Source organism: Pseudomonas sp. LBUM920 (assembly GCF_003852315.1).
Taxonomy (GTDB): Bacteria; Pseudomonadota; Gammaproteobacteria; order Pseudomonadales; family Pseudomonadaceae; genus Aquipseudomonas.
The window spans coordinates 4477711-4491104 of record NZ_CP027762.1 but is presented as its reverse complement, the minus strand read 5'-3'; the positions used below and the strand labels follow the sequence as shown (position 1 = coordinate 4491104).

Sequence of the window (13394 nt, the reverse complement as noted above, 5' to 3'; positions counted from 1 at the left end):
GGGAGCGGGCTTGCTCGCGAAGGCGGTATGTCAGCTAAACATGGGTTGACTGACACACCGCCTTCGCGAGCCAGCCCGCTCCCACATTTGATCTTCATGGTTTCCCCTGGCCGGTTATCACTGCATAGGTTCTGCCTACCCAGTGGGCCGGGTTTTACGAATTGACCCTGAACCCCCGTCCCCACGACTCTCATCCCATCGATGCAGATCAACTTCTTTTCAGCAAGGCACCGCGACGATGACATTCGACTGGCACTACATGTTTGGTTTGCTCGCCGATCCCGAGTTCTGGCGGGCGACGTGGACGGTAATCAAGCTCAGCACCCTGACCTGGGTCCTGAGCATCGCCCTGGGCTTTCTGCTGGCGCTGGCCAAACAATCCAAACATGGGCTGCTCAGCGTCCCGGCCCGTGGCTATATCTGGTTGTTCCGCAGCCTGCCGCTGCTGGTGCTGCTGATCTTTATCTACAACCTGCCCCAGGCGCTGCCCGGCACCTCGGCCGTGCTGGCCGACCCGTTCTGGTCCGGCCTGCTGGCGTTGGTGATCTGCGAGACGGCGTACGTGGCCGAAATCCACCGTGGTGGTTTGCTCTCGATTCCCAAAGGCCAGGGTGAAGCGGCGCGGGCGTTGGGCTTGAGGTTCTTTGGCACCCAGTGGCGCGTGGTGATTCCCCAGGCGTTGCGCGTGGCCCTGCCGTCGCTGGCCAACGAGTACATCTCCATCGTCAAGCTCACCTCGCTGGTGTCGGTGATCTCGCTGACCGAGATTTTGATGGTCGGCCAACGCCTGTATTCGCAGAACTTCCTGGTGATCGAAACCATGGCGGCGGTGGCGTTTTTCTACGTGTTTATCGTCACCGTGTTCGACTTTCTGCTCAAACGCCTGGAGCGCTTTCTCGACGTCAACCAACGCAATGTGTCCCGCGTTCCGGATGCCGCAGTGCTGGCCCTGGCCACCCAACAACGCACGGCGCCGGCGCGCCCGGCCAACACCGGCGTCGCCGCGCTGCAAGCTGCCCGGTTGCATAAGGCTTACAACGACATTGAAGTGCTGGGCTCGGTCAACCTGCAGGTGCAGCCGGGTGAAGTGGTGTCGGTGATCGGGCCGTCCGGGTCGGGTAAAACCACGCTGATACGCCTGCTCAACGGCCTGGAGCAACTGGACAACGGCGAGATTCATATCAACGGCCTGCCGTTCATTCATTTGCATAAGGCCGGCGCGCAGAAACCTCAATTTATTGAGCACGCCGAGCACCGCCTGAACATCGGCATGGTGTTCCAGAGCTTCAACCTGTTCCCGCACTTGAGCGTGCTCGACAACCTGCTGATGGCGCCGAAATACCATCGCCTGGGGCGCACCGATGAGCTCAAGCAACAGGCTTACGCGCTGCTGCACAAGGTCGGGATGCTCGACCACGCCTGGAAGTACCCGCACCAGCTGTCCGGCGGCCAGCAGCAACGTGTGGCCATCGCCCGCGCCTTGATGATGCGCCCGCAGATCATGCTGTTCGACGAGCCCACCTCGGCGCTCGACCCCGAGAAAGTCAACGAAGTGCTGCAGGTCATCGAAGCCCTGGCCGGGGAGGGCATCACCATGGTGATTGTCACCCACGAGATGAACTTCGCCTTCAAGGTCTCCGACCGCATCGTGTTCATGGAAAAGGGCCGCGTGGTTTGCGACGACACGCCCCAGGCCCTGCGCAGCGGCCACAACCCACGCGTGGAGGCGTTCCTCAAGGACGTCTCGCTGGCGTGATCTCTTCAATGTTCAGGACTCACTAAAAATGATCGAGCAAGCTCAAATCGAACAATTCCAGCGCGACGGCTTCCTGGTGGTGGAGGGCGTGTTGTCGCTGGACGAAGTGGCCGCGTTGCAACACGACTTCGACCTGTGGGTGGAGGAGAGCCGCAGCCATGACCAGGGCTGGGGTGCCACCGTGGATGGCCGCGCGCGTTTCGACCTGGAAGGCGACCACCGCGCCGATCACCCGTCGTTGCGGCGGGTGAGTTCGCCCACCGAGATTTCCCCGGCGTATGAGCGCGTGGCGCTGCACTCGCGGATGGCGGCGATTTCCGCGCAGTTGGTGGGCGCTGGCGGCGCGCGTTTTCATCACAGCAAGATCAACTCCAAACTGCCGCACACCGCGACGCAGGTGAAGTGGCACCAGGATTTTCTGTTCACGCCGCACAGCAACGACGACATCGTCACTGCCTTGCTGATGGTCAGCGAAGTGACCCCGCAAAACGGCCCACTGAATGTGATCCCCGGCAGCCACAAAGGCCCGTTGTGGTCGCACTGGCAGGACCAGCGTTTTACCGGTTCGGTGGACGATGCCGTGGTCGAAGAACATTGCCGGCAACCGGTCGCCTGCTATGGACCGGCCGGCTCCGTGTGCTTTATGCACACGCGTCTTCTACATGCTTCCAGCCCTAACGAGACCGAACTGCCGCGCACTCTGTTCATCAGCGTCTACGCCGCTGAAGACGCGCTGCCATTCGGCGAAAACCCGCTGCCCAGTGCACACGCCGGCCTGCTGGTGGCCGGTGAAGAAAGTGGCTTGGTGCGTTCCACCGACAACCACCTGCGCTTGCCGCAGAAACCCCGTGGCGCCTCGTTCTTTGTGCAACAGGCCGGCCAAGACTCCGCGACTGCCTAACCCCCTAAAATCCTTGCAGGTAATGACCATGACAGCGTCTCAAAAAAGTCTTCGCCCTCTTGCCGTGTGCCTGTTGGGCGCCGCGGTTGCACTGACCTCGTTGGCGGCTTCGGCGTTCCAGCAGGAAGGCAAGATCATCGCCGGTTCCGACGTGACCTTCTTCCCGTACGAGTACATGGATAACAACACGCCGGCAGGCTTTGATATCGAATTCATGGACGGCCTGGGCAAGGTCATGGGGCGCAAGGTCGAAACCCTTGACACGCGCTTCCCCAACCTGATCACCGGCCTGCAGGCCGGGCGGTTCGATGTGACGAACTCGTCGATGTACATCACGGCGGAGCGGGTCAAAGTCATCGACATGATCCCTTACCTGAAAAGCGGCGAGTCGATCCTGACCCTCAAGGACAGTGCGTTCCAACCCAAGAAACCGGAAGAGTTCTGCGGCCACAAGATCGGCTCCATGGGCGCCACGTCCTGGCTGGCACAGATGCACAAACTGTCGGATGAGTACTGCGTGGCCAAGGGCTTGAAACCGATTGCGATCAGTGAATACAGCACCGACCCGCAAACCACCCAGGCCTTGCTGGCCCACGCCGTTGAAGCGCAGATCACCGATGCCGCCGTGGCGCGGGGTGTGGTCGACAAGCTCGGCAGCCGCGTGGTGATTTCGTCCGACTCGCTGATCTACCCGGTACTCAACGGCTTCGGCGTGAAAAAGGGCAACGACGAGGTGAAAAAAGCCCTGCTCGACGGGTTGGACAAGTACCGCGCGACCCCGGAATACGCGGCCTTGCTCAAGAAATACAACTTTGAAGCGCCGACCGATGCCGACATCGCCGCGCTGATGCCCAAGTAAGCCTATTGCGCGGCCGCAGCCTTGCGGTCGCGCCTTGCGGAGACAGATTCATGGCGTTATCCCTTGAAGAACAGGCGCGCATCGACCTGGCGGCAACCTTTCGCATCATTGCCCACTTGGGCATGCACGAGGCGGTAGCCAACCATTTCAGCGCGGCGGTATCGGCCGACGGCAAACAGTTTTTGCTTAACCCGAAGTGGAAGCATTTTTCGCGCATTCGCGCCAGCGACCTGTTGCTGTTGAACGCCGACGACCCGGCCTGCGCCGACCACCCGAATGTGGACGCCACCGCCTGGTCGATCCACGGGCAGATCCACCGACTGCTGCCGCAAACCCGCGCCGTGCTGCACCTGCACCCGGTCTACACCACGGCGGTGGCGTGCCTGGCCACACCGCACATTCCGGCGATTGACCAGAACACCGCGCGCTATTTCAACCGCGTGGCCGTGGACGAACTGTACGGCGGCATGGCTGACACCGAAGCCGAAGGCGCGCGCCTGGCCGCGCTGCTCGACGGCAAGAGCCGCCTGCTGATGGGCAACCATGGCGTGATGGTCACGGCGGCGTCCATTGGTGAGGCCTTTGACGATATCTGGACCCTGGAGCGTGCCTGCCAGATCCTGGTGACGGCGTGGTCCACCGGGCAGCCGCTGCGGGTGTTGTCGGATGACGTGGCGGAGAAAACCGCACGCGGCTGGGAAGGTATCGCGGACTTTTCGCGGCAGCACTTTGAAGAAATGAAGCAGTTGATGATCGACGCCGATCCTTCGGTGCTCGACTGAGGGCTTTTTATGACGTTTTCCGTTGTCGCTCGCTGCGCCGAGACCGGCCAGCTGGGCATTGCAATCAGCTCTTCAAGCATTGCCGTTGGTGCGCGGTGCCCATGGCTGCGCCCCGGTGTGGGCGCGGTGGCGTCGCAGAACATCACCTTGCCGAGTTTGGGGCCGCATATCCTGGACAGCTTAGGGCAGGGCTTGGCGCCGAATGAGGCGCTGGAAACGGTGCTGGCCGGGCAGGATCACAGCCAGTACCGCCAGGTGACGGTGATCGATAACCAAGGCCGCACGGCGCATTTCAGCGGCGCGCAGACCCTTGGTATTCATGCGGCGCTGAGTGGTGAGCAATGCGTGGCGGCGGGGAATATGCTCGCCCATCCCGGCGTGATCGCGGCCATGGTGCAGGCGTTCGAAAATGCCTCCGGGCACCTGGCCGACCGACTGCTTGCCGCGATGCAGGCGGGCCAGGCTAAAGGCGGTGAAGCCGGCCCGGTGCATTCGGCCGCCCTCGTGGTGGTCGATGACCTGCTGTGGCCCATCGTCAATTTGCGCGTGGACTGGGCCGATGACGACCCGATCGGCGCCCTCGACCAATTGTGGCAGGCCTATCGCAGCCAACTGCAGGACTACATTGACCGCGCCATCAACCCTCAACATGCACCGGGCTATGCGGTACCGGGAGATGACCGATGAGCAACAGCCGCGACCTGCTGGCGCAACTGGTGCGTTTCGACACCACCAGCCGTGAATCCAACCTGGCCTTGATCGACTTTGTGCGCACGTATTTGCAAGGCCAAGGCGTGGTCTGCGAGTTGGTGTTCAACGCGCAAAAAAGCAAGGCCAACCTACTGGCAACCCTTGGCCCGGCCGGCGTGCCGGGGATTGTGCTGTCCGGGCACACCGATGTGGTGCCGGTGGACGGTCAGCGCTGGACGGTGGCGCCGTTTGACCTGACAGAAAAGGACGGCAAGTTGTACGGGCGTGGCACGGCGGACATGAAGGCCTACATCGCCTGTGTGTTGGCCTGTGTGCCGGCACTGGTGCAGGCGCCGCTGCGCATGCCGGTGCATATCGCGCTGTCCTATGACGAAGAGGTCGGCTGCCTGGGTGTGCGCTCGTTGATCGAAAGGTTTCACGCGCAACCGGTCAAGCCGCTGCTGTGCGTGATTGGCGAGCCCACCGAGCTCAAGCCGGTGCTGGGCCACAAGGGCAAGCTGGGCATGCGCTGCCAGATCCATGGCGCGGCGTGCCATTCGGCCTATGCGCCGTCGGGCGTAAACGCTATCGAATACGCTGCGCGGTTGATCAGTGAGCTGGTGCGGCTCGGTGAAACGCTCAAGGCTGAGCAGCACCTTGATGCGCGATTTGACCCGCCATTTTCCACCGTACAAACCGGCGTGATAAGCGGCGGGAAGGCCTTGAACATCGTGCCGCAGGATTGCAGTTTTGACTTTGAAGTGCGCGCGTTGCCGAACCAGAACCCCTGGCAGGTTGCGGACCAGTTACGCGGCTACGCCGAACGCACTCTGCTGCCGGCAATGCAGGCAGTGAGCGCGCAGTGTGCGATCAGCTTCAGCGAGTTATCCAGCTACCCGGGCCTGGCGACGTCGCTGCAGAGCCAGGCGGCTGAGTGGATTGCGCAATTTTGCGGCTCGCGCGACTACGGCACTGTGGCTTTCGGGACTGAGGGCGGGCTGTTTGACCAGGCAGGGATTCCCACCGTGGTCTGCGGACCGGGGAGCATGGAGCAGGGCCACAAGCCCGACGAGTTCATCAGCCTGGAACAATTGGCGGCGTGTGACCGGATGTTAGAGCGGGTGGTGGCGTTTGTGAGCCAGTAAGGCCACCCCCTATCCAATGTGGGAGCGGGCTTGCCCGCGATGCAGGCGCCCCGGCCTTGCAGTTAAACCGAGGTGATGCCTTCGCAGGCAAGCCAGCTACCACACAAGCCCGCTCCCACATTTGCTCTGTGTTGTTTGCTCAGGCGTTGGCCACACCTACCCGCCACTGCGCCGGCGGCAGCGCACCGTTCACCAGGTAGTTGCCCACAATGCGCGATTTGTAGACCCGCGGATTATGATTGGCCAACGTGCGCGCATTGCGCCACAGCCGGTCCAGCGCTTTGTTGCTGGCCGTGGCACTGGCGCCCAGCGCGTCAAACAGTGCGGTGGTCGCCGCGAGTGTCGCGTCCACCACCGGGTTGACTGCCAGGCACACTTCCAGCTCCGCCAATGCCACGTGCGGGTCATCGTCGTGCAGCGCCTGCTTGTGGGCGATCACAGACTGCGCCGTCTGCTCCAGGCGCTGCGCCGCTTGCTGGGTGATGGCGTGCGCGGCGTAGGCCTGGCTGGCAACTTCGCCGATGACTTGCAGCAACTGCACGTCTTGCGCTGCGGTGTCGGCGTTGCCGGTGGTGAAGGTTCTGGCGCGCTGGCTGAGTTCTTGTGCACCGCTCAGCGCCGCGCGGCGAGCAATGCCGGCGAGGGTGCTGAGGTGGTAGATCTGGTAGAACGACTGGCCGTAGCCGAAGCGTTGGTGGGTAGGGCGCAGGTCGTCCTCCACCGGGGCATTGTCGAAAATACAGGTGCCGCTGGCGGTGAGGCGTTGGCCGAAGCCATTCCAGTCATCGACGATGTGCACGCCAGGGGCCTTGAGGTCGACGACGACCGAATACACCGTGCCATCCTCACCCGTGGCGACGGTGTTGATCAGGTCGCTGTAGAGCGCGCCGGTGGTGTAGAACTTTTTGCCGCTGATGCGCAGGGTGCCTTCGGCATCGCGGTGCAGACGGGTTTCGAAGTCGCCGCGGGTCTGGTTGCCGACCTCGGTGCTACCGGGAGAGAGCAGCACGCCCTGGCCGAGCCGGTCCAGCCATTTGGCGCGCCAGTGGAGGTCTTTGGCACAGAGGACGTCCTCGCAAAAGCCAAAATGCCCGCGCAGGGCCTGGGTGATGTTGGAGTCGGCGGCGGACAGTTCGGTGAGCAGCGCAAGCAGTTCGGCAAAGGTCGCGCCCTGGCCACCGTGGCTCACGGGCAAGCGCCAGCGGGGCAGTCCCAGTTCGTTGAGCTGGCGGATAACAAGTGCCAGGCTGGCGCGTGTCTGATCTGCCTCTGCGGCTTGCGCAAGGATCTGCGCAAAGAGCGGGCGAAAGGGAGCAGCCAGTTGTTCGTAACGGGAGGAGGGCGCAGCGCCCCAGATATTCAACGCGCAAATCGACATGCAATGGACCTTGCAGAAAGTGGCTCAGGTGCTGGGGTCCAGTGGTCTGGTGCCGCCACCCTAACCCACAGTTCGCAAAGTTTTTAATACGAAAAATAGCTATGGAGCTGCGCGGCGGTTCTATCGATAGTGCGCAACAGTATTAAACCCCGTGCTTTTATTGCGTTAGCTTCTACGGGCGCCGTTCTTGGCGACCTTCCAACCCCATTTCTCATCACCAGACTGCACGCCCACAGATGGTTGAGTCAGCCCTCACGTGTGTGGAGTGCATTCATGATCAATCGTCGACACTTGCTTGCCCTGCTCGGCCTGGCCGCGCTTACGCTGCACGGTCCTTCGGTCGAGGCGGCAGAGCCGCTGACGCTCACCGTGGGCGATCAATTTTTCTCCAACCGCATTGTTCTGGAGCTGTCAGGCGAGTTGAAGGACTTGCCCTACAAAATCGACTTCAAGCGCTTTAATACTGGCTCCCCTGTGGCCTCGGCGGTCGCCAGCGGCGCGCTGGACGTGGGGATTGTCGGCGACACGCCGGTGATCAGCCTGGCGGCCAATGGCGCGCCGGTGAAAGTGGTCGCCAGCACCCAGACCAGCCTTGACGGCGTCGGCATCGTGGCGCGCAAAGGCATCCAGTCGGTGGCCGATCTGAAAGGCAAAACCATCGCGATCTGGAATGGTTCGTGGAGCCAGCAACTGGCCTACAAAGCCCTCGACGAAGCCGGCGTGCCGCGCAACAGCGTGACCTTCAAATACCTGCTGCCGGCCGAGGCCAGCCTGGCGCTCACCCAGGGCGACATCGATGCGTTCGGCACCTGGGAACCCTACGTGTCGCTGCAGGAGAAAGAGGGCAGCCGCCTGATCCGCAACGCCAAGGGTTTGATGAGCGCGCCGACCTACATCGTCGCGTATGAGCCGGCGCTGGCGCAGAAAGGCGCGATCATCAAAGACTTTGTCGCGCGCCTTACCCGCGCACGGGTGTGGAGCAACAGCCATATCGATGAGTACGCCGAGGCGTGGTCGAAGGCCAACCAGTCGGCGCCGGAGATTGCCAAAGTGTGGTTCAAGCGTGATGCGATCAAGGTACTGCCGATCTCGCCGACGATTGTCAGCGAAGCCCAGGCCACGGCGGATTTCCTGGTGGATGCGCAGATGCTGAAGCAGCGGTATGACGTGACGCCACTGTTTGATCGGGCGCTTTAAACGTAACGGAAATAAGCGCTAATGGTATCGACAAGCTGATTATGCCTGGGCTGGGCTAGGTTTTTTATTCCGGTGCGCACCGGGACAAAAAATTAACTAGCATCAGCGAGGAGTAGCCAGTAGGCTACATGTGAATCTGTGACCAACTTGATCGGCAGGACGCCGCAGTTCGATACATGGCTCGACGGCATGAAGGATGTCTGGGGAAGAACGGCTGTTCTGACGCGCCTGGACCGCGTCGAAGAACACAATTTTGGCGATTGCGAGCCAGTCGGTGAAGGCCTGAGCGAAATGCGTGTTTTCGTCGGGCCGGGCTACAGAATTTACTTTGTACGGACGGGCATTACCGCTTACCTGATGTTATGGGGCAGCGATAAAACCGACCAGAAGCGGGGAATCACACGGGCAAAAGAGATCCTCGATGCCCTCAGAGGTTAATGAAATGAGCGAATCGAAATTCAAACCTGAGGACATGCCGATCCTCGATCTTGATACGTCCGGCACCCGTGTTTATGAGGCTTCGCGCTTTCTCGACAGCCCGGAAGTTATCAGTGCCTATCTCGCGCAAAGCATGAAGGCGCAAGATCCGCAAATATTCATGAAGGCGCTTGCCGAGGTTGCCAAAGCCCAAGGCGTAAACAAGGTGGCTGAGGCGGCAGGAGTCAACCGGGAGAGTCTGTACAAAACCCTCAAAGGCGGCTCAAAGACTCGCTATGAGACGATTCAGAAGCTGATGCTGGCGTTAGGCGTTGAGCTCACTGTGCAACCGATTGCTGTCAATCAGGCGACAAGGGCTAAGCCGGTGGCAGCCGGTAAGCCCTGATACCGAATCACGACGATCAAATGTGGGAGCGGTCGAGCTTTCGTGGCCTCGCTGAAGCTCGACAGCTCCCACCTCGATCGCCGTTGTCCTTAAGTCTTAACGCACCAGGCAAGGCTGCTTGTTATTAAAGCGCCAGCCCGGAATCAAGAACTGCATCGCCACACTGTCATCCCGCGCTCCAAGGCCCATGCCTTTGTACAGCTCATGGGCCTTGGCCACTGCGTCCATGTCGATCTCCACGCCCAGGCCAGGCTGGGTGGGCACTTTTACGTAGCCGCCTTCGATTTTCAGTGGCGCCTTGGTCAGGTGCTGGCCGTCCTGCCAGATCCAGTGGGTGTCGATGGCGGTGATGTCTCCCGGAGCGGCGGCGGCCACCTGGGTAAACATCGCCAGGGAAATATCGAAGTGGTTGTTGGAATGCGAACCCCAGGTCAGGCCCCATTCATTGCACATCTGCGCCACACGCACCGAGCCTTGCATCGTCCAGAAGTGTGGGTCGGCCAGCGGAATGTCGACCGATTGCAGCTGGATCGCGTGGCCCATTTCGCGCCAGTCGGTGGCGATCATGTTGGTCGCGGTTTTAAGCCCGGTGGCACGGCGGAATTCAGCCATGACTTCGCGACCCGAGTAGCCGTTTTCTGCGCCGCAGGGGTCCTCGGCGTAGGCGAGCACGTGGTGTTGGTCGCGGCACAGGCGGATGGCTTCTTTGAGTGACCACGCACCGTTGGGGTCAAGGGTGATGCGTGCATCTGGAAAGCGTTCGGCCAGGGCAGTGACGGCTTCGATTTCTTCATCGCCACTCAGCACGCCGCCTTTGAGCTTGAAGTCGTTGAAGCCGTACTTGGCCTTGGCGGCTTCGGCAAGGCGCACCAAGGATTCGGCAGTCATGGCCTTCTCGTGACGCAGGCGGAACCACGCGTCATCGGCGTCGGCCTCGTTGCGGTAGGCCAGAGAGGTGGCTGTGCGGTCGCCGACATAAAACAGGTAGCCGAGCATTTTTACCGCATCACGTTGCTGTCCTTCACCCAGCAGCGCCGCCACCGGCACTTCCAGGAACTGACCCAACAGGTCGAGCAGGGCAGCTTCCATGGCGGTGACGGCGTGAATGGTGATGCGCAGGTCAAAGGTCTGCAGGCCGCGACCGGCGGCGTCGCGAGCGGCAAAGGTGCTGCGCATCTGGTTAAGGATGCGTTGGTATTGGCCAATCGGCTGGCCGACCACCAGGCTGCGCGCATCTTCAAGGGTTTCACGGATGCGCTCGCCACCGGGCACCTCGCCCACGCCCGTGTTGCCGGCGCTGTCCTTGAGAATCACGATATTGCGGGTAAAAAATGGCCCGTGGGCGCCGCTCAGATTGAGCAGCATGCTGTCGTGGCCTGCCACCGGGATGACTTGCAATTGGGTGACTACAGGAGTGTTCATGGCAGTGTCCTAAGTAAGCTCAAAGAGGTTTGCTGATGGCGGCGCCCGTTGGCACAGCGCTGGCAGAGGTCAATACGGCCGAGGGTGAGGTCTTGGCGAAAAACACCAGGATCGCGGCAAGCACCGAGGTGCCGGCCAGGCCGTAGAGGCCGCCCTGGATCGAGCCGGTGGTTTGTTCCAGGAAGCCAAACGTGGTCGGGGCCACGAAACCGCCCAGGTTGCCGATGGAGTTGATCAACGCGATCACGGCCGCGGCGATGCGCACATCCAGATAACCCTGGGGAATGGGCCAGAACAGCGACGAGGCGGATTTGAACCCGATTGCCGCGAAGCAGATCGCCACGAAGGCGAAGATTGGCCCACCGGTGGTGGACATGAACATGCCCGCAGCGGCAATCAACAGCGCGGCGGCGACCCAGGCTTGCTGGAACTTGAACTTGCCCGACAGCGAGGCGAAGGCGTACATGGCGATGATCGAGATCAGCCACGGAATCGAGTTGAAGAACCCGACCTGAATGTCGCTCAGGTCACCCATTTTCTTGATGATGCTCGGCAGCCAGAAGGTCGCCGCGTAGATCGTCAGCTGGATGCAGAAGTACAGGGCGCAGAACAGCAGGATCTGGCGGTCCTTGAGCAGTTTGCCAATGGTCGGTTTGACCGTGGTCAGTGCTTCTCGCTCACGTTGTTCCTGGTCGATGGCGCCGACCAGTGTGTCCTGCTCTTCGCGGGTCAGCCATTTGGCGTCGTGGGGTTTGGAGTCCAGCCAGAACCACACGAAGAACCCCAGCGCCACCGAGGCCAGGCCTTCAATGGCGAACATCCATTGCCAACCGTGAAAGCCAAAGCCTTCGATTTGCAACAGTGCGCCCGACAACGGGCCGGAAATCAGCGAGGCGACCGCCGAACCGCTGAGGAAGATTGCAATGGCTTTGCCGCGCTCCACACCCGGCAACCAACGAGTGAAGTAGTAGATCACCCCAGGGAAAAACCCGGCTTCGGCCACGCCCAGCAGAAAGCGCAGGATGTAGAACTGTGTTTCGTTCTGGATGAACGCCATCAGCGTGGCAACGATGCCCCAGGTGAACATGATGCGCGTCAGCCAGATCCGCGCACCGACCTTTTGCAGCAGCATGTTGGAGGGCACTTCAAACAGCGCATAGCCAATAAAGAACAACCCGGCGCCCAGGCCATAGGCGGCCGCGCCGATGCCCAGGTCATGCTCCATGTGCGTGCGCACGAAGCCGATATTGACCCGGTCGATGTAGTTGAGGATGAACATGATCACGAACAGTGGGAGCACATGGCCCTTCACTTTGCTCACGGCGCGCGTGAGTACTGAGTCGCTGGGTGAAGCGGCAGATGCATGGTTTGAATTGGTCACAATTCAAAACTCCCCTGATTTATTTTTATGCGGGTTTGCGTGTTTTGTTGATAGACATCATACAAGTGCCTTTCTTTTTTTCGCAATGCGCCGTGGGGTGTATTTGTTCTTATAAGCGAGAGAATTTAATAGGTGTTTTGGTTATTTGTTCAGCGTTTATTGGGCTATTGCACCGTTTAGGGTGTGTCGAGACGGCGTGATCGCCACCCGACTAACGACACCGACGCCCTTTAGGCTAAGAGCTAGAGAGTTGAGTTGTCATACAAGCTAGGCATTTTTTGAATCAACTCAGCGTTGCCGCCGAGCGGGGTGTTAAGCTCCCTCCAGCCCAACCCCGTGGACCCTAGCGATGCCCATTGAAAATGCAACCCTGGTCCGTAGACGTTCCAATAACCTGGCCCAGGGCGTGGTTGATGCGCTGACCCAGCGCATCCTGCTCGGCCAGCTCAAGCCCGGTGAAAAACTGCCGTCCGAATCCACCATCGTGCTTGAGCATGGGGTGAGTCGCACGGTGGTGCGCGAAGCGATTTCCAAGTTGCAGGCGTCAGGCCTGGTAGAAACTCGCCACGGCATCGGCACCTTTGTACTGGAGCAACCTGCGCAACAGGGCTTGCGCCTGCATGTGGACACCGTCGCGAGCGTGCGCAATATGCTCGAGCTGCGCCTGGGCCTGGAGGTGCAAGCGGTGGCGCTGGCCGCTGTGCGCAGAAGTGACGAGCAACTCGTGCGCATGCGCGAAGCGCTGGATGACTACCAGGCTTCGCTGGCGAACAACGACAGTTGCGTGGAGGAGGACAAGCGCTTTCACCAACTGATCGCCGAGGCCACCGGCAATACCTTCTTCACTGAAATCATGCTGCACCTGGGCAATGCGATGATCCCGCGCACCCAGGTCAAGGGCGCCGAGCGCGGCGGCGCCGATTTTGCCAAGCTCGGTCAGTTGGCAAACCTGGAGCACGAAGCGATCTTCAATGCCATCAAGCGCCAGGACCCGGACGCCGCGCGCGCGGCCATGGTGCTGCACCTGACCAACAGCCGGGATCGGTTTTCGGGTGTGTAA

13 protein-coding genes are annotated in these 13394 nt (G+C 61.0%); 10 read left to right on the top strand and 3 right to left on the bottom strand.

The window, feature by feature from the left end; all coding sequences use genetic code 11:
• Window positions 1-238: 238 nt before the first annotated feature.
• The 6 genes from C4J83_RS20740 to argE are packed head-to-tail and all read left to right on the top strand — an operon-like array spanning window position 239 to window position 6133.
• On the top strand, window positions 239-1756 hold the full coding sequence (locus tag C4J83_RS20740; protein ID WP_124418078.1) for an amino acid ABC transporter permease/ATP-binding protein: 1518 nt from the start codon (window positions 239-241) through the stop codon (window positions 1754-1756).
• A 28-nt stretch (window positions 1757-1784) separates the two neighbouring features.
• On the top strand, window positions 1785-2657 hold the full coding sequence (locus tag C4J83_RS20735; protein ID WP_124418077.1) for a phytanoyl-CoA dioxygenase family protein: 873 nt from the start codon (window positions 1785-1787) through the stop codon (window positions 2655-2657).
• A gap of 28 nt (window positions 2658-2685) precedes the next feature.
• Entirely contained in the window at window positions 2686-3516 is an 831-nt protein-coding gene (locus C4J83_RS20730) for an ABC transporter substrate-binding protein (protein ID WP_119742508.1), read from the top strand.
• Window positions 3517-3566: 50 nt separating this feature from the next.
• Window positions 3567-4298, top strand: coding sequence for a class II aldolase and adducin N-terminal domain-containing protein (locus C4J83_RS20725; RefSeq protein ID WP_124418076.1), 732 nt, complete (start codon window positions 3567-3569; stop codon window positions 4296-4298).
• Between the two features lie 9 nt (window positions 4299-4307).
• Complete coding sequence (locus C4J83_RS20720; protein ID WP_124418075.1) at window positions 4308-4985, top strand: DUF1028 domain-containing protein; 678 nt, start codon at window positions 4308-4310, stop codon at window positions 4983-4985.
• Window positions 4982-6133 carry an acetylornithine deacetylase gene (gene argE / locus C4J83_RS20715; RefSeq protein ID WP_124418074.1) on the top strand — a complete coding sequence of 384 codons (1152 nt, stop codon included), beginning with the start codon at window positions 4982-4984 and terminating at the stop codon, window positions 6131-6133. The genes C4J83_RS20720 and argE overlap by 4 nt, the downstream gene beginning before the upstream one ends.
• Window positions 6134-6272: 139 nt before the next feature.
• On the opposite strand, the gene C4J83_RS20705 is transcribed toward argE, so the two are convergent.
• On the bottom strand, window positions 6273-7511 hold the full coding sequence (locus C4J83_RS20705) for an acyl-CoA dehydrogenase family protein (protein WP_124418072.1): 1239 nt from the start codon (window positions 7509-7511) through the stop codon (window positions 6273-6275).
• Window positions 7512-7784: 273 nt separating this feature from the next.
• Between C4J83_RS20705 and C4J83_RS20700 the strand changes: the two genes are divergently transcribed.
• The 3 genes from C4J83_RS20700 to C4J83_RS20690 all read left to right on the top strand — a co-directional run bounded on the left by C4J83_RS20700 (window position 7785) and on the right by C4J83_RS20690 (window position 9531).
• Window positions 7785-8708 (top strand): ABC transporter substrate-binding protein, encoded by a 924-nt coding sequence (locus tag C4J83_RS20700; RefSeq protein WP_106576623.1) that lies wholly within the window; start codon window positions 7785-7787, stop codon window positions 8706-8708.
• 138 nt (window positions 8709-8846) lie between these two features.
• Window positions 8847-9146, top strand: coding sequence for a type II toxin-antitoxin system RelE/ParE family toxin (locus C4J83_RS20695; RefSeq protein ID WP_124418071.1), 300 nt, complete (start codon window positions 8847-8849; stop codon window positions 9144-9146).
• A gap of 4 nt (window positions 9147-9150) precedes the next feature.
• A complete protein-coding gene (locus C4J83_RS20690) occupies window positions 9151-9531 on the top strand; it encodes an addiction module antidote protein (RefSeq protein WP_106576718.1) in 381 nt (126 codons plus the stop codon).
• 96 nt (window positions 9532-9627) lie between these two features.
• Here C4J83_RS20690 and gudD read toward each other — a convergent pair whose 3' ends face one another.
• Entirely contained in the window at window positions 9628-10953 is a 1326-nt protein-coding gene (gene gudD / locus C4J83_RS20685; RefSeq protein WP_124418070.1) for a glucarate dehydratase, read from the bottom strand.
• Between the two features lie 19 nt (window positions 10954-10972).
• Entirely contained in the window at window positions 10973-12334 is a 1362-nt protein-coding gene (locus C4J83_RS20680) for an MFS transporter (RefSeq protein WP_106576626.1), read from the bottom strand.
• Window positions 12335-12683: 349 nt separating this feature from the next.
• On the opposite strand from C4J83_RS20680, the gene C4J83_RS20675 reads away from it, so the two are divergent.
• Window positions 12684-13394, top strand: coding sequence for a FadR/GntR family transcriptional regulator (locus C4J83_RS20675; protein WP_106576627.1), 711 nt, complete (start codon window positions 12684-12686; stop codon window positions 13392-13394).

Bases quoted from the DNA above. Each gene is read 5' to 3' on its own strand.
- C4J83_RS20740 (WP_124418078.1), top strand. From the start codon at position 239: ATGACATTCGACTGGCACTACATGTTTGGTTTGCTCGCCGATCCCGAG.
- C4J83_RS20735 (WP_124418077.1), top strand. From the start codon at position 1,785: ATGATCGAGCAAGCTCAAATCGAACAATTCCAGCGCGACGGCTTCCTG.
- C4J83_RS20730 (WP_119742508.1), top strand. From the start codon at position 2,686: ATGACAGCGTCTCAAAAAAGTCTTCGCCCTCTTGCCGTGTGCCTGTTG.
- C4J83_RS20725 (WP_124418076.1), top strand. From the start codon at position 3,567: ATGGCGTTATCCCTTGAAGAACAGGCGCGCATCGACCTGGCGGCAACC.
- C4J83_RS20720 (WP_124418075.1), top strand. From the start codon at position 4,308: ATGACGTTTTCCGTTGTCGCTCGCTGCGCCGAGACCGGCCAGCTGGGC.
- argE (WP_124418074.1), top strand. From the start codon at position 4,982: ATGAGCAACAGCCGCGACCTGCTGGCGCAACTGGTGCGTTTCGACACC.
- C4J83_RS20705 (WP_124418072.1), bottom strand. From the start codon at position 7,511: ATGTCGATTTGCGCGTTGAATATCTGGGGCGCTGCGCCCTCCTCCCGT.
- C4J83_RS20700 (WP_106576623.1), top strand. From the start codon at position 7,785: ATGATCAATCGTCGACACTTGCTTGCCCTGCTCGGCCTGGCCGCGCTT.
- C4J83_RS20690 (WP_106576718.1), top strand. From the start codon at position 9,151: ATGAGCGAATCGAAATTCAAACCTGAGGACATGCCGATCCTCGATCTT.
- gudD (WP_124418070.1), bottom strand. From the start codon at position 10,953: ATGAACACTCCTGTAGTCACCCAATTGCAAGTCATCCCGGTGGCAGGC.
- C4J83_RS20675 (WP_106576627.1), top strand. From the start codon at position 12,684: ATGCCCATTGAAAATGCAACCCTGGTCCGTAGACGTTCCAATAACCTG.